The sequence below is a fragment of the Maribacter luteus genome, assembly GCF_009674825.1.
Lineage (GTDB): Bacteria > Bacteroidota > Bacteroidia > Flavobacteriales > Flavobacteriaceae > Maribacter_A > Maribacter_A luteus.
Map to the genome: position 1 here is coordinate 290,710 of NZ_WKJH01000024.1, position 18,996 is coordinate 309,705.

Here is an 18,996-nt window from a genome sequence, read left to right on the forward strand (position 1 = left end):
ACCTTAAAAATAAACAGAAAATCGGAAGCCTTAAAACATTAAAGCTTTTTTGCGTTTTTTACTTTTTGTTTTGTAATGGCCAGGTCTATAACCTCACTCATGTCAGTAACATAATGGAAGGTAAGTCCTTTTAGATAATCCTCTTTTATTTCCAAGATATCCTTTCTATTATCCTCACACAGGATGATCTCTTTGATCCTTGCCCTTTTTGCAGCTAAGATTTTTTCCTTGATACCCCCGACCGGAAGCACTTTTCCTCGTAAAGTAATCTCTCCCGTCATCGCCAAGCTTTTCTTTACCTTTCTTTGGGTAAACAAGGAAACCAAAGAAGTCAACATGGTTACACCCGCACTTGGACCATCTTTGGGCGTCGCCCCTTCAGGTACGTGAATATGCACATTGTATTTTGCGAAAACCGCAGGATCTATACCGAAATTTTCGGCGTTCGATTTTATATATTCCATCGCAATGGTGGCCGATTCCTTCATAACCTTACCTAAATTCCCGGTAATGTTCATCATCCCCTTCCCTTTTGATAAGATAGACTCTATGAAAAGAATATCCCCTCCTACACTGGTCCATGCGAGTCCTGTTACCACTCCCGCTACATCATTGTTCTCGTACTTATCCCTTTCGAGACGGGCTGGCCCCAATATTTTCTCAACATCATCATTACTGATCTTAATATTGTATTCTTCCTCTATGGCAATTGATTTAGCAGCATAACGCACCATTTTGGCAATCTGTTTTTCCAGTGAACGCACACCCGATTCCCTTGTATACCCCTCTACGATTTTCTCCAATTGGGGTTTTCCTATTTTCAGGTCTTTCGCAGTTAATCCATGCTCTTTTAACTGTTTCGGCAACAAATGCCTTTTCGCGATCTCTACCTTTTCCTCTATCGTATACCCGGTAACATTGATGATCTCCATACGATCCCTTAAGGCAGGTTGTATGGTAGACAAGGTATTGGCCGTAGCTATGAACATAACCTTGGATAGATCATACCCCATTTCAAGGAAATTATCATGAAACGCACTGTTTTGTTCTGGATCCAATACTTCTAGCATCGCCGAAGAGGGATCCCCTTGATGGCTGCTGGCCAGTTTATCGATTTCATCAAGGATAAACACCGGATTCGATGTTCCTGCTTTTTTGATACTCTGTATTATCCTACCTGGCATGGCACCGATATAGGTTTTACGGTGACCCCGAATCTCGGCCTCATCGCGTAATCCACCCAACGACATACGAACATATTCCCTACCCAAAGCTTCGGCAACGGACTTGCCCAAAGAAGTTTTACCCACCCCTGGAGGACCGTACAAACAAAGTATGGGCGATTTCATATCGTTACGCAATTTAAGGACTGCCAAATACTCGATAATCCTTTTCTTTACGTCCTCGAGACCATAATGATCACGGTCCAATATTTTCTGGGCCCTTTTTAAATCGAATTTATCCTCAGAAAACTCATTCCATGGCAACTCAATAAACAGATCTAAATAATTTCTTTGGATGGAATATTCCGCCACTTGTGGATTCATTCGCTGTAATTTCGCCAATTCTTTCTCAAAATGATCAGCCACCTTGGCATTCCATTTCTTATCCTTGGCCTTTTCACGCATTTCACTTATTTCCTCATCATAGGAAACCCCTCCCAATTCTTCTTGGATGGTCTTCATTTGCTGATGTAGGAAATACTCCCTTTGCTGTTGGTCCATATCGCTCCTTACCTTGGATTGGATAACATTCTTCAATTCCAATTTCTGAAGCTCTATGTTCATATATTTCAATGTGGCCAATGCCCGATCCTTCAGGTTCCCGATTTCCAACAACTCCTGTTTTTCTTTTACATCAAGGTTTAAGTTCGAAGAAACGAAATTGATCAAGAACGAATTACTCTGAATATTCTTAATGGCAAAGGAGGCCTCACTCGGAATATTAGGGTTGTCCTTTATGATTTTCAAGGCCAATTCCTTAACAGATTCAATAATGGCCAAAAATTCTTGACCGTCCTTATCTGGACGTTCCTCCAACGTTTCCCTAACCGTGGCCGTAATATAAGGCTCCTCGGTAAGTACTTCTGCAAGTTCGAACCGTTTTTTACCTTGTATAATAACCGTGGTATTCCCATCTGGCATTTGAAGCACCCTTAAAATACGGGCAACCGTACCAAGAGTGTGAATATCATTGATACCGGGATTCTCGGTTTGCTCATCTTTCTGTGCCACGACCCCGATTACCTTTGAACCGTTGTTGGCATCCTTTATCAATTTGATTGATTTATCCCTACCTGCGGTAATCGGAATCACCACCCCAGGAAACAAAACCGTATTTCGTAAAGGCAAGATAGGTAGGGTTTCCGGTAAACCTTCATTGTTCATTTCCTCTTCATCCTCAGGGGTCAATAACGGTATTAATTCGGCATCTTGGTCAATACCTTGCAAGGACATATTGTCAAAATTTAAAAAATTAGAATCTCCCATATTATATTTTCGGCCATTCTGTCATATATTCAACAGTAATAGGCATTTTTTGGTGTTTAAAAAAAATCTTATTTCGTCCAAAGCCATTGTTTTTAGGCTACAGCACGTTTCATTACTACCCTTAATGGGCAATTCCTGTGCCAACAGCCTTAAATATTTTCTTTAAACTGTAACATTGGGTAATTTAGGTCATCTTTAAAACAAATCGATCACTTTTTTGAGCCAAGTAAAAGAACATACTGATGATTTGATTCCATTGTGCCTAAAGGGAAACCAAAATGCGCAAATGGAAATTTACAATCGCTATTACAAAGCCATGTACAACACATCGGTGCGTATTGTAAAAGACAGTGCCGAAGCTGAAGATGTAATGCAAGAATCGTTTTTAAGCGCGTTTACGAAACTGCATACATTCAAAGGTGAAGTAACCTTTGGTTCTTGGTTAAAACGGATTGTCATCAACAACAGTATTTATCACTATCGAAAAAACCAAAAGAAAAATGAGGTTGCGTTAGATGATATATTGTACAAGGTCGAAGATAATGATGGAGTTGCTTCGGATCATGTGTTTACCGGACAGAAGGCTCAAAAAGTGATGGAAACCATGAAACGACTGAAAGATAATTACAGAATTTCTTTGACCTTATATTTAATAGAAGGGTATGATTATGAAGAAATAAGTGAAATAATGAATATAAGTTACGCCAATTGCCGAACAACGATTTCAAGGGCAAAGGAAAGTTTACGAAAAAAAATGATAAATGAGAATTAGATGGAAGACGATAAATTAAAAGAACTGTTCAAAGGTCTGGAAGGTACTTTCGACACCGAGGAACCCCAATATGGACATCGGGAACGGTTCCTTAAAAAACTGGAACATTCCGAGAAGACAATCACCCTTAACAATAAGAAGAAGAATTGGTGGAGAACCTTATCGATTGCCGCTTCAGTGGCCGTGCTTTGCCTTATCGCAATAGGCATATATTCAACAAAACCTTCTTTGGATGAACAAGTTGCGCAGATATCACCCGAAGTAAGTAATACCCATGTTTATTTTGCAAGCCTTATAGAAGACCAGATAAAACAACTTGAAAATGAAAGTTCCCCTGAAACGCAAAGGATTATCAGTGACACCATGGAACAATTGAAAAAGCTGGAAGCCAATTACAAACAATTGGAAACCGACCTGATCAATGGTGGTAATGACAAACTGATTCTAAGTGCAATGATAACCAACTTTCAAACACGGATAGACCTCCTGCAAGATGTCATCAATCAAATTGAAACAATTAAGAACTTAAAAAATCAGAACAATGCGAATATTACTATATAAATACGTAACGGTGCTTTTTTTCATAGCACCGATGATCCTTGCTGCCAACGATGGCAAACTTAGAGGAAAGTATTCCAAGGAAAAAACCATTAAAAAAGAGTACAATGTCAACTCGAATGCCCTTCTGAAAGTAAATAACAGCTATGGCAACCTAAATGTCATTTCTTGGGAAGAAAATCGAATTCTCATCGAGGTACATATCAAAACCAGTGGCAATAACGAAGAAAAGGTGCAAAAAAAATTAGACGATATAACCGTTGACTTTGAAGCCTCGAACGAAATGGTTTCCGCTAAGACCATCTTCAATAAAAACAAGAGTAGCTGGGGTTGGAACTGGGGCAATAGCAATGTGAACATGCAGATCAATTACACCATTAAATTACCTGTTAAAAACAGTGTTCACTTGGATAATGATTACGGTAATATTATTTTGGACCGCATTGACGGCCATGCCAAAATCAACTGTGATTATGGCCGATTGGAAATCGGGGAACTTCACGGAAGAAACAATTACCTGAATTTTGACTACACCTCCAAATCGAGTATAGGTTATATAAACAGTGGGGAGATCAAAGCCGATTATTCAGGTTTCACTATCGATAAAGCCGGCAACCTGAAAATCAACGCAGACTATACCAACTCTACCATACTTAGCATGGAGAACCTTCAATATTCCTGTGATTATGGGAATATAGAAGTCGGTGAAGCCCATAATGTAGATGGCAATGGGGATTATATCAATGTTAAACTAGGTACCGTTCACGGCAATGTGGATATTAATTCGGACTATGGTTCGTTACGGATAAACGATATGGCAGCAGATGCCGGCAACCTACATATAAGTTCTGACTATACCGGAATAAAAATTGGATACTCCCCACAATATTTCTTTGATTTTGAAATCCGGGCCGAGTACGCCGGGGTCAGTGGTAAGGATGATTTTGAAATTAACATTAGTACAGAAAAATCGAACAATCGCTATTATAAAGGTTATCACGGATCCCCGAACAGTGGAAATTCGGTCATGATCAATAGCGAATATGGGGGTATATCATTCAAAAGAAATTAATATCAAAAACAAACTCAAGATTTAAAACATAAGTAATGAAAAAAATAGCACTATTCGGGTTAATCGCAATGTTCACATTTTCATGTTCCGCACAATGGGGCAAAAGAGTAAAAGGAAACGGTAATGTCGTTACCATAGACCGATCTACTGGAGATTATGAAGGGATTGCCGTCTCAGGATGGTTTGACGTTGATCTCGTAGCGGGAAATGAAGGTGATATATCTTTAAGAGGAGAGGAAAACCTTTTGGAACATATTATCACAGAGGTGAAGGATGGCAAATTGGTCATTAAGGTAGAAAAAGGCATGAACTTAAAACCCTCATCTTGGAAAAACGGTATACTCATTACCGTACCTGTCGAAAGTATTAGTATGGTATCCCTTTCCGGTTCCGGTGATATAGTGGGTAAAACCACTATTGAAACCCGGGATTTTAAAACTTCAATGTCAGGTTCCGGGGATATTACCCTGGATATAGAGGCCAACAGCATTGATGCTTCAATGTCAGGTTCCGGCGACATCATGTTAAGTGGGTCTACGACCGATTTTGAAGCAACCATATCCGGTAGTGGTGATATAAAGGCATATGAATTGGAGGCCGACAATGTAGATGCAACGGTTTCTGGGTCTGCCGACATAAAAGTAACAGCAAATAAAAGTTTAAAAGCACGTGTATCGGGTTCTGGCGATATCCACTATAAAGGAAATCCCGAAAAAGTCAATACAAAATCCTCCGGTTCCGGGGATATTACAAAAGCATAACTGTTTTTGAACAGGCACATCAAAAAGCGAATAACAATCATGTAGGAAGCCTCTTTTACAAAGGGGCTTTTTCTTTTGGCACCCGAAACAACAAAACAATACCCACCAAGAAAAATATAAATAGGAATAAAATCGCGTATCTCATGGTACTTATATGATCAACCAATGCGAATATGACCATTCCGATAACAATACCTATTTTTTCAGCGACATCGTAAAAACTAAAATAAGAAGTGGTATCCTCAGTTTCGGGCAAAAACTTGGAATAAGTTGATCTTGCCAATGCCTGAATACCACCCATTACCAAACCTACCAACCCCGCAGCTATATAAAATTGCATGGGCGTGATCATAAAATACGCATAAAAACAAAGGCATAACCATATAGAGTTCACCGCGATCAAGGTCCTAATGTTACCGAATTTATCCGAAGCCCGTGAAGTGACCACGGCACCGACAACGGCCACAAGTTGTATTACCAATATGCTTATGATCAACCCTGTCGTTTTTTCAGAATCGGTGGCCCAAGCAATTTCCTTCTCCCCGAAATAAACCGCCATGAGCATAATGGTCTGTACCGCCATACTAAAAACGAAAAATGCCCCTAGATAACGTTTCAACCTCAAATTCTGCTTCAACTGCTTCCAAACGGATTGCAGTTCTCGAAAGCCATTGAGGAATACGTTTTTAGTAATCTTATGCCCACTGGACACCCCTTTTGGAAGCACATAAAAGGTATACTGACTAAATAATATCCACCATAGTCCCACGGTGATGAACGACACTTTCATGGCCTTAATCTTGGCCATTCCCAATTCTTGCTCTGTAGTCCCGATATCAAAGCCAAACCATTCCGGTTTCATTACCATTGCCAAATTAACCAACAATAAGAGCACACTACCTATATAACCTAATGAAAAACCTTTGGCGCTAATACGGTCTTGTTGGTCTTCAAAAGCAATATCGGGCAGATAAGAATTATAAAACACCAAACTCCCCCAGTACCCAATTAACCCCATAAAATAGAACAGCAGGCTCAGATGTATACTTTCAATACTGAACCAATATAATCCTATACAGCCCATACCACCCACATAACAGAAAAACTTCATAAAACTCTTCTTGTTACCCACATAATCGGCAATTCCTGATAAAATAGGTGATAGGATCGCGACCATTAAGAAAGTAAAAGCCGTAATGATCGAAATTAAAACGGTTTGCTTCATTTCAAATCCAAAAGCGGATACAAGCTGTTCTTTGGAAGAAAAAAGTGCAGAATAATAAATCGGAAATATCGAGGAGGCTATCGTTAAGGTATATACTGAATTTGCCCAATCATAAAAGGCCCATGCATTCAATAGCTTTTTGCTGCCCTTTTGGGCCAATGTTCTAGTCATATATAAAAATAAAAGCTGTCCCTTTTAAGAACAGCTTTCAATATACAATTATTACATAAAACCTTTAACGGATTATTCAAAAGAAGTAACCCCGAATTTAATCGCCTCTTGTTTGGCTGCGGGAGCCCATTCAGTTAAATTGGCAATCCTAGTATCGTTCGATGGGTGTGTACTTAGAAATTCCGGTGGGGCTTGGCCGCCACTATTGGCTTTCATTCTTTTCCAAAGTTCGGCAGCTTCTGATGGGTCATAACCGGCAATGGCCATGATCTGCAAGCCTATTCTATCGGCTTCTGTCTCATGACTTCTACTAAAGGGCAATATTAACCCTATAGAGGAACCTAGCCCATATGCCTGATTGAACATATTCCTTTTCTGCTCATCCTGGATAGCCACATTCCCTGCTACCGCACCTAATTGCTGCAAGGTCCCGGCGCTCATACGTTGGGCACCATGATCTGCCAATGCATGGGCTACTTCATGACCCATAACTACTGCAATTCCCGTTTCTGTCTGTGTAATAGGCAATATTCCGGTATAAAAAACAATTTTACCTCCTGGCATACACCAAGCGTTTACAGTTTCATCATTTACCAAGTTATATTCCCATTTATAATCACTTAAATAACCTGGATAACCGTTGGCCGTCAACCATCTTTCCGCAGCAGAAGAAATACGTTGTCCCACCTTTGTGATCATTCGGGCTTCCGGAGTATCCTCAACAACATTATTCTCGGTCAAAAATTGGTCATATTGGGCAAAAGCCGTTGGAAAAATTTGACTGTTCGGGTAAAAGTTCAATACTTTCTTACCCGTAAAGGGATTTACTTTGCAAGCTGCCACTCCCATAAAAATGGCAATAATCAATAGAAATTTTTTCATTTTATTATAGTGTTTAGTATAGTTAAAATACAAAAAATTATTATCCCTTAATGATCACTTGCGTAAAATCCTTACAAATCTCTATAACATCGTTACCGTTCGGCTTCACCTCATTCAATGGCACTTCTTCATTATCTACCTCTACCGATTCAATTGCAAAAGGCAAACCATGCAAGTTGATCCTAAAAGAATCATAGGAAGTCATGAAGGCTCCGTCTTTAAATTGCTGAATGACCAGACTATTCTCTTTGCCATTCATTTTAAAACTCCTTAGGCTAAAATCCCCTTTGTTATAGTCATACCCATCTTGAGCATCTTCATAAACTGTAGAACTCTCTGTTCCCAACTTAAAATACACCTCCAGATCCAACTTTTCTATAACCAGTTCCCCAACGTACTGCTGTACTGGGAATTTAGGAATTATCGCACCTTCCTTAATAAACAAGGGTATTACATCTATATCAGCTTCTACCCACTGCTCTTTTCCTCCTTTTACAATATTGTCATCCCAATAATTGTACCATTTTCCTCTCGGAATGTACATTCGCCTTCCTTGGGCATTTGGTTCTTGTACCGGGCATACCAAAATATGATCCCCAAAAATGAACTCATCGGTCCTAAAATGGGTCTGTGTGTCTTCTTGATCAAAATAGACCAAAGGCTTCAACATGGGCTCCCCGAATTTCGAATATTTCCAGAACATAGTGTACAGATAAGGAAGGAGTTGATATCTCAATTCAATATACTTCCTAACTATATCGGTAACATCAGTATCAAAAGACCAAGGCTCTTGGTCACCATGATCGCCACTTGAATGCACACGGCAAAAAGGGTGGAAAACACCTAATTGGATCCAGCGGGCAAAAAGTTCACCGTTCGGTTGTTCGGCAAACCCACCGATATCGGAACCAACGAATGACATGCCGCTCATACACATACGCTGTACCTGAACATTGGCCAACCATAAATGTTCCCACGTCGCCACATTATCACCTGTCCATGTAGAAGAATAACGTTGTGTCCCCGCATAGGCAGCCCTTGTAATCACGAACGGTCTTTTAGGATATACATACTTTTTAATACCTTCATAAGTGGCCCTCACCATTTGCATGCCATAGATATTATGCGCTTTTCGATGGGTACAAGGGTGACCGTCATAATTGTGCCGAGTATCCAAGGGCGCCGTTTTCGTAGGCACCTCCATCACGGCAGGTTCGTTCATATCGTTCCAAACGGCATGAACCCCTAATTCTGACATAAATTCTTTATATAATTCTGCCCACCATTCACGAACCTCAGGATTCGTAAAATCGGGAAAATGACATTCGCCCGGCCATACTTTCCCTTTCATATAAGGGCCATCACCACGCTTACAGAAGTAATCTTCTTCCATAGCTTCCTGATATACCCAGTAATCCTTATCTATTTTGATTCCCGGATCGATCATTACAACGGTTTTGAAACCATCCTCATTCAGTTCTGCCATCATCCGCTTTGGATCGGGAAACTTTTTCTTGTCCCATGTAAAACATCGGAATCCGTCCATATAATCAATATCCAAATACAAAGCATCACAAGGAATTCTCAATTCGCGAAACTTAGCGGCCAATGCCTTAACATTACTTTCCGGGAAATAACTCCATTTGGATTGGTGGTACCCCATAGCCCACATCGGTGGTAGTTCGGGTGTTCCGGTAAGGTTGGTATAGGCCTTTACTACCTTTGACATTTCGGGTCCATAGAAAAAGTAGTAGTTCATTTCGCCACCATCTGCCCAAAAGCTAGTCACATTCCTTCGTTCATGGGCGAAATCAAAATAAGATCTAAAGGTATTATCAAAGAAAATGCCGTAAGCCTGATTCTTATGTAATCCTATATAAAAAGGTATTGCCTTGTACAATGGGTCCTGGTCCTTGCCATAAGCATATTGATCCATACACCAATTATTTACCCTTTTACCTTTAAGGTTAGAGTGGGTAGCCTTGTCACCCATGCCAAAATAGCTTTCTGCATTTTGGGTGATCTTGCTCATTTTTACGGTATTGCCACCATACTCATAGTTTTCTTCCCAATGAAAACCAATTTCATCTTCATTGATGATATTGCCTTCATGATCGGAAATCTGAATACGCATGGTCAACTTATCTACCAACACCTTTAATTTGGTGGTAGTGATCAAATAATAGGATTCTTCCTCGGATACCTCCAAATCTCCATATCCCCTACTTGCATCTTCACTTATGGCGTATGAAAAATCGGGTTCAAAAACATTTTCAGTTGCATATCTAAAACGCAGTGCGCTATTTCGTAAAACCGTAATTTGTAAGATGACACCATTTTCAGAGGTGAAATTGAATTTATCAACATCTTGATTAAAGCTTATTATTTGGTTTGGATAAAGGTTTCCTTTATACTCAAGCTCTGTATTTGTAATCATAATATTCAAATTTAAAAGCGCGACAAAATACGCATATTACCATGTAATTGCGAAATGATATACGACCAATTGTCAACAATTGCGATATAATCGAAAAGAATTATTGAAAAATAACGATTCCCAAAGGCGGAATTGTTATTTCAATAGAATTATCATATCCGTGCCACGGTTCATTTTCTGTAGTTACCGACATTTTTTTAGAACCGGCACCACCATATTTTTTGGCGTCGCTATTGAAAAGCTGTTTTAAAGTACCTGTTTTGGGAACCCCAACTCTGTACTTTGTTCTTGGTACGGGGGTAAAATTGGCCGCAATGACCAGATCGTCCTCTTGGTTATGCCCCTTCCTGATATAAGTTAAAACGGAGTTTTCGGCATCTCCATAATCGACCCACTGAAAACCTTCCTGACTGAACTGCTTTTCATATAGGGCAGGACTTGATTTATATATTTTGTTCAGATCCTTGATCAATTCCTGAATGCCTGAATGTAATTCGTACTGGGTCAAATGCCAATCCAGACTTTGGTTGTAATTCCATTCGGATGACTGCCCGAACTCCCCGCCCATGAATATTAGATTAGCACCTGGGTGGGTGAACATATAACCGTACAATAATCGTAGATTGGCAAATCGTTGCCATTCATCACCGGGCATTTTATATAATAAGGAACGTTTGCCATAGACAACCTCATCGTGCGAAAACGGAAGCATAAAATTTTCTGTAAACGCATAGGTCATGCTAAAGGTAAGGTCGTTCTGATGATGCTTTCTATAAATGGGTTCTTTCTTAAAGTATTCCAAGGTATCGTGCATCCAACCCATCATCCATTTCATCCCAAAACCCAATCCGCCCATATGAACAGGTTTGGAGACCATTGAAAATGAGGTGGATTCCTCTGCGATGGTCTGTACCCCTGGGAAATTACCATAAACGGTCTCGTTCAATTCACGGATAAATGAAATAGCCTCTAGGTTTTCATTGTTACCATAGATATTCGGTTCCCATTCCCCTTCTTCCCTAGAATAATCTAAATAAAGCATTGATGCCACGGCATCTACCCGTAAACCATCAACATGGTATTGATCCAACCAGAACAATGCGTTACTGATCAAGAATGCCCTTACTTCATTTCTACCATAGTTGAAGATAAGACTTTTCCAATCTGGATGGTACCCTTTTCTACGATCGGGATGCTCATATAAATGAGACCCATCGAAAAACCCAAGTCCATGGGCATCTTCAGGAAAATGGGACGGTACCCAATCCAAAATAACCCCTATTCCTGCTTGATGCAATTTATCGACCAGTTGTTTAAATTCATCCGGAGTTCCAAAACGTGATGTTGGGGCAAAATAACCGGTAAGTTGATAACCCCATGAAGGATCAAAAGGGTATTCCATAATGGGCATGAACTCTACATGGGTAAAACCCATTTCATTCACATATTTTACCAATTCTTCCCCTAATTCGGTATAATTCAGAAAATCATTGTTCTCTTTTCTTTTCCATGAGCCCAAGTGTACTTCATAAACGGAATATGGTTTATCCAAGGCATTTTTATCTCCCCTTGTATCCATCCAATTCCCATCTTGCCATGAGTAATCACCTTCCCAAACCACTGATGCTGTTTTTGGAGGATGTTCACAAAGTCTTGCAAAAGGATCCGCCTTTTCCGTTGCAATTCCGAAATTATTGGATAATATATAATATTTATAAAGTGTTCCCGGGCCAAGTTCAGGAATAAAACCTTCCCAAATACCACTGCCATCCCAACGAACGTTCAATTCATGTGACTTGCCTTGCCATCCATTGAAGTCACCTACTACGGATACGGATTTGGCCGTAGGGGCCCAAACTGCGAAATAAGTTCCTTTTTCCCCATTTAGTTCCATAGGGTGTGAACCTAATTTCTCATACAGTCTAAAATGTTTGCCTGCTTTGAATAAATCGATATCAAATTCGGAAAAAAGAGAATGTACAATAACTTTCGACATAGTAAGGTTATATTTTAGGACAAAGCTAATCAACTTTGAATTAAGTGTTACGGATTAAAGGATTTACTTTATTCCTTCACAAATTAGTTATATAAAAATAAGGAGAAAATAAAAAGTGGAACGCTTTTTGAAACAATACCTATATCTATCTAGTTGAAACAAACAATTAAAACCATAATTATGAGAAAAATCAGTTTAATACTCGGAGCATTTTTATCCTTATTCATTATTTCCTGTGAAGGTCCTGAAGGCCCTCCTGGGTATGATGGTTACGATGGCAGAGATGGACAAGATGGTGAAGACGGAGTGAATATATTGGGAACCGTCATAGATATACAAGGTGATTTTGTAGCTGACGATTATAGCATTTTTTATGAATTCCCGCAGACCGTAGAGGTTTTTGAGAGTGATGTTGTACTCGTTTATATACTTTGGGACCAAACCGAGGATGGCAATGGTGACCCCGTAGATATATGGAGACTTTTACCCCAAACCCGATTATTGGACCAAGGTATTTTACAATACAATTATGATTATACCTTTTTTGATGTAAATATATTTCTAGAGGCTGATTTTGACCTAGGGACTTTACCTGCAGGAGATACCGATGACCAAGTTTTCAGGATCGCTGTTTTACCTGCCGACCTAGCTCAAGGCTCAAGACTTGATCGTTCAAATATCAATGCGGTTATGAGCCTAATGGGTGCTTCCGAATTAGACGTGCAAAAAATTGCTTTAGATTAATTTCTTAAAACTTTACCACCCCACAAACCCGCTTTTGTAAAGCGGGTTTTTTTTGCCCTACATTTAAAAGCGTAATTAACAAAACCTTAAAGCCTGAACAACGGCGATATTCTTATTTTTGAAAGGATGGTTGACATCTATCGACTAAAACCAAAAAGAATATGAAGAGATTATTTATCGGTCTAGTAATTCTACTCGTCGGCTGCAAAGGCAATTCACAGGAAAAACCGGTTTCGGAAGAGACAGCTTATTCAGTTAAGAAAACCGATACACAATGGCGAAAAGAGCTTTCCGATCTTCAGTATTATGTGTTACGAAAGGCGGGCACCGAACCTGCAGGCAGCAGTAAATTATTGGATAATAAAAAGAAAGGCGTTTATGTTTGTGCCGCCTGTGGCACTGAACTTTTTATGAGCGAACACAAATACGATTCCGGTTCGGGATGGCCAAGTTTTGACCGTGAGATCAAAGGCAATGTAGCCTTTGATGTGGATTATAAAATAGGATATAAACGTACCGAGGAACATTGTGCGGTCTGTGGAGGTCACTTAGGCCACGTTTTTAACGATGGCCCTCGAGAAACGACCGGACAAAGACATTGTATAAATGGGGCTGCATTAAAATTTATTCCATCTGAAAAGTAATAAAAATGATATTTGGTTTAAATGGACTTTCCTACGAATTATCTAGATAGTGCATTTTTCGAATTCCGTCGTTATAAGACCATGGGGGATAAAACCTTTGCCCAACTAGACGAAGCGGATATTCTTTGGAAATATCATAGGGATGACAATAGCATTTCACAAATCGTTAAGCACATTTCAGGGAACATGTTGAGTAGATGGACGAATTTCCTAACCGAGGACGGCGAAAAGCCTTGGCGAAACAGAGACACCGAATTCGAAGACCCGTTCATCACAAAAGCAGAAATGATCGCAGGATGGGAAAAAGGTTGGGACTGCCTTTTCAATGCCCTTGCAAGCATAAATCCCGATAATTTCAATAGCCTTATAAAAATACGTAATGAAGAACACACCATTGTAGAAGCCGTAAACCGTCAATTGGGCCATTACGCCAACCATGTGGGACAAATAGTACTTTTAGGCAAAATGATCAAAGGTGATCATTGGGTTTCATTGTCCATACCAAAAGGTAGATCTTCACTGTTTAATAAGGAAAAATTCAATTCTTAACTTCTTTAGTATATCGAATATACTACCAATCTATCATTGACATCCCAATTTGTTATTTTAAAATGCAATTTTGAAATACTACCATTAGGTTTTGTATTTTTGCACCTGCTTGTCAGTTCGCAAGCCTCGAATTTTAAAAAAATCAAAGACTAAAAATATGAGCAATTTTGATGTTATTGTTTTGGGAAGTGGCCCAGGAGGATATGTTACTGCGATACGTGCCTCACAACTTGGATTGAAAACAGCAGTTGTTGAAAAGGAAAAGTTAGGTGGTATTTGTCTAAATTGGGGCTGTATTCCCACAAAAGCATTGTTAAAATCGGCCCAAGTTTTTGAATACTTACAACATGCCGGAGATTATGGACTTATGGCCGAAGGCGTTGATAAGGATTTCGATGCCGTCGTCAAAAGAAGCCGGGGCGTTGCCGATGGAATGAGCAAAGGTGTTCAATTTTTGATGAAGAAAAACAAGATTGAAGTCATTAACGGATACGGAACCCTAAAACCGGGCAAAAAAGTATCTGTTAAGGATGCCGAAGGCAAAGAAACAGAATACAGTGCCGACCATATTGTCATTGCAACGGGAGCCCGCAGTAGGGAATTGCCAAGCTTACCGCAAGATGGCAAAAAAATAATTGGGTACAGAGAGGCTATGACCTTGGAAAAACAACCTAAAAAGATGATTGTCGTAGGTAGCGGCGCCATAGGTATCGAATTCGCTTATTTCTACAATGCGATGGGCACCGAAGTTACCGTAGTGGAATATTTACCTAAAATTGTACCTGTTGAAGATGAGGATGTTTCCAAACAATTGGAGCGTAGCTTCAAAAAAATAGGTGTCAAAATAAAAACCTCTGCTGAAGTTACCGGTGTTGATACTTCCGGTGAGGGAGTTAAAGCAACCGTTAAAACAGCAAAAGGCGAAGAAGTATTGGAGGCCGATATTGTTTTATCTGCCGTAGGTATAAAAACCAATATAGAGAACATTGGTCTTGAGAACGTAGGTATAGCTACCGATCGTGACAAGATATTGGTCAACGATTATTACCAAACCAATATCCCCGGATATTATGCCATTGGTGATGTAACCCCAGGACAGGCTCTGGCACATGTTGCTTCTGCAGAAGGTATTCTATGTGTTGAAAAAATTGCAGGAATGCATGTTGAACCATTGGATTATGGTAATATACCTGGTTGTACCTATTGTACACCCGAGGTTGCTTCCGTTGGTCTTACGGAACAGCAGGCAAAAGATGCAGGTTATGACATCAAAGTAGGTAAATTTCCTTTCTCAGCTAGTGGAAAAGCAAAGGCTGCCGGTAATTCAGACGGATTCGTAAAAGTGATCTTCGACGCCAAATACGGAGAATGGTTAGGTTGCCATATGATCGGTGCAGGTGTTACCGATATGATCGCCGAAGCAGTAGTGGCCCGTAAATTGGAAACCACGGGACACGAAATACTTAAGGCAGTGCACCCTCACCCAACGATGAGTGAAGCGGTTATGGAAGCTGTTGCCGATGCATATGATGAAGTAATACATCTATAAATAATAACCTTGTACTTATCCCGAATGATTTAATCACCTTCTTTTTCATTTATGATTAAAGAACAATTTGAATCATTCGGGGGAAGTCAGGTTAATTTTCCAAAAACCGTAACGGAACTATTGAACTCCCACTAAATAATGTTGAAAACCTTTAGACTTACGGCCATTCTCGAAGGCATTTCGTATTTATCCTTATTCGCTATCAGTATGCCATTGAAATACTTGGCCGGATTAGGGGAGCCCAACAAATATATTGGGTACGCCCATGGCTTCTTGTTCATTGCCTACATAGCACTTGCCGTATTATTGACCCTATCCAAAAAATGGGGCATTAAAAGATTGGCAATCCTGTTCGCAGCTTCACTCTTGCCCTTTGCAACATTTTATATAGACGAGAAGTATTTTAAAGGCCAATAGTCCTTACCTCAAAACGTTATTCTAACAAGTATTATTAAAATTCCCTATCCCAAAATCAAGAAATACCTTTGATTGGATTAATTTCCGTTTTAAGATTTTCTGTAAAAACAGAGTGGATTGCCCATTAATCATAAACCCCTGGACAACCCACTCCTAATCAACAACCACAATATTATTTTTCCTTTTCAAATGGCCAAGCGGTAATTCCGCCTTCCAGTACTTTTACATTGATATACCCATGGGCCTTTAATAAAACAGCCGCTTCATACCCCCGCAAAGAAATTTTACAATATGTAATAATTTCCTTGTTTTTGTCTTCGGGCATCTCACCGATCCTAGTCCTTAAAGCGCCTAATGGAATCAATGTTTCCCCCAGTCCCAAACGGGTCTGTTCATATTCATCTGCTCCACGTACATCCAACAAGAAAACATCTTCATTGTTATTAATCTTATCCATAACCTCCAACCCGGATACACCTTTAAAGATACCTTGCATTTTATTCTGTAAAATATGGGCAGAGGCAATACTGTGATCAATGGCCAATGAAAATGGCGGTGCATAAGGAAGATCGGCATTTACCATATCCTCGACTTTCAGATTCCCTTTTATGGCAGTGGCCCAAATAGCCAATTGTTTGCTTACATCCCCTGGGCCAATACATTGAGCACCTAAAATCTTCCCCGTATCTTTTTCGGCAACAAGTTTGGTGATGAGCATCTTACCATCCATAAACCCAGGTTTGTCAGGACTGGCATTTATCACCTTAACATAATCAATGCCGGCCTCTTTGGCCTTTGTTTCCGACAAACCGGTAATTCCGATACCGTAATCGAACAATTTGCATATTCCGGTCTGTATGGTACCCGGAAAAGTGGCCTTATTCCCTTTAATGACATTCTCACCAGCCACACGACCTTCAAGATTCGCCAAATCCCCATAAGGTGCAAGAACGTGCTTTCCTGTAATGATATTCTTTATTTCACAACAATCCCCCACAGCATAAATATCGGGATCGGAAGTCTGCATATACTCGTTCACGGTAATTCCCCCAAGGCTACCTATCTCAAGTAACGCTTCTTTGGCCAAGGCAACATTTGGGCGAACCCCAATGGCCACTACGGCCAATTCACATGGAATCTCTGTTCCGTTTTGAAGTTTAACACCGGTAAGTTTACCGTCTTTACCTTTAAACTCGGCCACTCCATTTTTGGTGATAACATTGGCTTTGGTTTTTAAGTAATTTTGGACCAGTTTTGCCATTTTCCAATCCAGAAATGTCAACAATTGTGGCAAAAGCTCTATCATGGTCAATTCGATTCCCGCTAAATGAAGGGCTTCCAAGGTTTCAATACCGATAAGTCCGCCACCAATTACAACGGCTTTTTTAATTTTACCATCGTCCCTGATCCTTCTTAAATAATCCGCATCCTGCATGGATTGCAGATTGGTGATACCATCTAAATCAGAACCAGGTATTGGAGGCATGTTTGCGGTTGCCCCTGTGGAAATTATCAATTTATCATAAGGTTGACTACCCTTTTCACCTGTTACCAGATCCGTAAATTCAACTTGTTTATTCTTCCTATCGATCCTAGTTATTTCGGTATTCACCTTTGCCACGATACCTTTCGCATTCCAATAGAATTTGGGATCCCGCACTACTCCTGTGGGCGTACATAAAAGTTTGTTGCGATCATCGAAAAAACCACCAACGAAATAAGGGAACCCGCATGATGCCATTGAGAGATCCGGACCTTTTTGAAACATGGTTATTTCGGCAAACTCATCCATACGTCGGGCTTTTGCCGCCGCTTTCGGCCCTGCTGCGGAACCTCCTATTACAATTATCTTTTTACTCATTATTTCAACCTATTATTATTTTTACTTTAATCTTAAGGTATTCCTTACCGTGTATTTACAGCATCAATACCATACCTGTTTTTAATTGGGAAATGGAAAACTCTTTGGAAAAGGAACATAATGCCGGGAGTTCGGTACAATGGGAAGGGAAGATCGTCTCAATATCCAACTCCTTAAAACATTGAATCGCCTTTCGGGTCTGTTCATTATCATGCTTAAGATGAAAACCTCCGATTACCGTTTTTACCTTTTTGATTCCCGTGACCTTAATGGCATAATTCACAATGTTACAAATGCCGGCATGCGAACATCCCGTTACCACATGCAAAATACCATCCTCAATAATCGCCAAAGCCGAATCATCTGGCACAAAATCCGGCTCTCCTTTCCCGTTAATATGTTGGGTGGTTTTGGCCTCAAAATCGGTTAAACGAGGTATTTCCCCAAGAAATATGATATGTTCATTGATCTTATGTGGTTTTTTTGAAGTAATGACCTTAAACCTTTTCGACACTTCTTCCTTTGAAAATCCCAATCCGATCCTGGAATGGTCCTTTTTTCGGTATCGTTTCATAAAGGAATCTGGATGGGTTATCAATGTCTTGCCACTGATGAACCGGAGTCCATCACCATGGTCCCAGTGCCCATGACTAAGTACGATTGTATTTACAACCTCAACTATAACTATACCCAGACGTTTACCATTTTCCAAAAAAACATCGCTACTCCCTGTATCGAATAAAATGGTTTCCCCTTTAACCTCGATCAGATAAGATAGTCCGTGTTCTGCGAGAAAACCGGGTCCTGCAACATTCTCTGTTAAAACGGTGAGTTTCATATTTACTATAAATTATATGGCCCCTTTACGG

The 18,996-nt window shown here is 40.0% G+C and carries 16 protein-coding genes; 9 read left to right on the plus strand and 7 right to left on the minus strand.

All coding sequences use genetic code 11. The annotated features are described in order from the left end of the window. Nucleotides 1–38 precede the first annotated feature (38 nt). Nucleotides 39–2,489, minus strand: coding sequence for an endopeptidase La (gene lon, locus GJ691_RS15075; protein ID WP_154368322.1), 2,451 nt, complete (start codon nucleotides 2,487–2,489; stop codon nucleotides 39–41). A 217-nt stretch (nucleotides 2,490–2,706) separates the two neighbouring features. Between lon and GJ691_RS15080 the strand changes: the two genes are divergently transcribed. Genes GJ691_RS15080 through GJ691_RS15095 form a run of 4 tightly spaced genes read left to right on the plus strand, consistent with a single transcriptional unit; the run spans nucleotide 2,707 to nucleotide 5,652 of the window. Further along, nucleotides 2,707–3,261, plus strand: a complete 555-nt coding sequence (locus GJ691_RS15080) for an RNA polymerase sigma factor (RefSeq protein WP_154368324.1) — start codon at nucleotides 2,707–2,709, stop codon at nucleotides 3,259–3,261. After that, nucleotides 3,262–3,822: a hypothetical protein gene (locus GJ691_RS15085; protein WP_154368327.1), complete on the plus strand. Its 561-nt coding sequence runs from the start codon at nucleotides 3,262–3,264 to the stop codon at nucleotides 3,820–3,822. Beyond that, nucleotides 3,803–4,891 carry a hypothetical protein gene (locus GJ691_RS15090; RefSeq protein WP_154368329.1) on the plus strand — a complete coding sequence of 363 codons (1,089 nt, stop codon included), beginning with the start codon at nucleotides 3,803–3,805 and terminating at the stop codon, nucleotides 4,889–4,891. Before GJ691_RS15085 ends, GJ691_RS15090 begins: the two co-directional genes overlap by 20 nt. A gap of 35 nt (nucleotides 4,892–4,926) precedes the next feature. Further along, entirely contained in the window at nucleotides 4,927–5,652 is a 726-nt protein-coding gene (locus tag GJ691_RS15095) for a head GIN domain-containing protein (RefSeq protein WP_154368331.1), read from the plus strand. A 55-nt stretch (nucleotides 5,653–5,707) separates the two neighbouring features. Here the strand turns inward: GJ691_RS15095 and GJ691_RS15100 are convergent, their stop codons facing one another. From GJ691_RS15100 to glgB, 4 genes are all read right to left on the minus strand, one after another. Then, entirely contained in the window at nucleotides 5,708–7,048 is a 1,341-nt protein-coding gene (locus tag GJ691_RS15100) for an MFS transporter (RefSeq protein ID WP_154368333.1), read from the minus strand. 72 nt (nucleotides 7,049–7,120) lie between these two features. Next, nucleotides 7,121–7,930 (minus strand): M48 family metallopeptidase, encoded by an 810-nt coding sequence (locus GJ691_RS15105; protein WP_154368335.1) that lies wholly within the window; start codon nucleotides 7,928–7,930, stop codon nucleotides 7,121–7,123. A 40-nt stretch (nucleotides 7,931–7,970) separates the two neighbouring features. Then, nucleotides 7,971–10,367 carry a glycoside hydrolase family 31 protein gene (locus GJ691_RS15110; RefSeq protein ID WP_154368338.1) on the minus strand — a complete coding sequence of 799 codons (2,397 nt, stop codon included), beginning with the start codon at nucleotides 10,365–10,367 and terminating at the stop codon, nucleotides 7,971–7,973. 100 nt (nucleotides 10,368–10,467) lie between these two features. Beyond that, complete coding sequence (glgB, locus tag GJ691_RS15115; protein ID WP_154368340.1) at nucleotides 10,468–12,363, minus strand: 1,4-alpha-glucan branching protein GlgB; 1,896 nt, start codon at nucleotides 12,361–12,363, stop codon at nucleotides 10,468–10,470. A gap of 180 nt (nucleotides 12,364–12,543) precedes the next feature. On the opposite strand from glgB, the gene GJ691_RS15120 reads away from it, so the two are divergent. The 5 genes from GJ691_RS15120 (at nucleotide 12,544) to GJ691_RS15140 (ending at nucleotide 16,266) form a co-directional block, all read left to right on the plus strand. Beyond that, a complete protein-coding gene (locus GJ691_RS15120) occupies nucleotides 12,544–13,107 on the plus strand; it encodes a collagen-like protein (RefSeq protein WP_154368342.1) in 564 nt (187 codons plus the stop codon). A gap of 161 nt (nucleotides 13,108–13,268) precedes the next feature. Then, nucleotides 13,269–13,751, plus strand: coding sequence for a peptide-methionine (R)-S-oxide reductase MsrB (gene msrB, locus GJ691_RS15125; protein WP_154368344.1), 483 nt, complete (start codon nucleotides 13,269–13,271; stop codon nucleotides 13,749–13,751). A 21-nt stretch (nucleotides 13,752–13,772) separates the two neighbouring features. Continuing rightward, on the plus strand, nucleotides 13,773–14,300 hold the full coding sequence (locus tag GJ691_RS15130; protein ID WP_154368346.1) for a DUF1572 domain-containing protein: 528 nt from the start codon (nucleotides 13,773–13,775) through the stop codon (nucleotides 14,298–14,300). Between the two features lie 157 nt (nucleotides 14,301–14,457). After that, nucleotides 14,458–15,849 carry a dihydrolipoyl dehydrogenase gene (gene lpdA, locus GJ691_RS15135; RefSeq protein WP_154368348.1) on the plus strand — a complete coding sequence of 464 codons (1,392 nt, stop codon included), beginning with the start codon at nucleotides 14,458–14,460 and terminating at the stop codon, nucleotides 15,847–15,849. 138 nt (nucleotides 15,850–15,987) lie between these two features. Further along, entirely contained in the window at nucleotides 15,988–16,266 is a 279-nt protein-coding gene (locus GJ691_RS15140) for a DUF3817 domain-containing protein (RefSeq protein WP_154368350.1), read from the plus strand. 172 nt (nucleotides 16,267–16,438) lie between these two features. On the opposite strand, the gene GJ691_RS15145 is transcribed toward GJ691_RS15140, so the two are convergent. Together GJ691_RS15145 and GJ691_RS15150 are read right to left on the minus strand one after the other, a co-directional pair. Further along, nucleotides 16,439–18,127, minus strand: a complete 1,689-nt coding sequence (locus GJ691_RS15145) for an FAD-dependent oxidoreductase (protein WP_154368352.1) — start codon at nucleotides 18,125–18,127, stop codon at nucleotides 16,439–16,441. Between the two features lie 55 nt (nucleotides 18,128–18,182). Continuing rightward, complete coding sequence (locus GJ691_RS15150; protein WP_154368353.1) at nucleotides 18,183–18,965, minus strand: MBL fold metallo-hydrolase; 783 nt, start codon at nucleotides 18,963–18,965, stop codon at nucleotides 18,183–18,185. Nucleotides 18,966–18,996 lie beyond the last annotated feature (31 nt).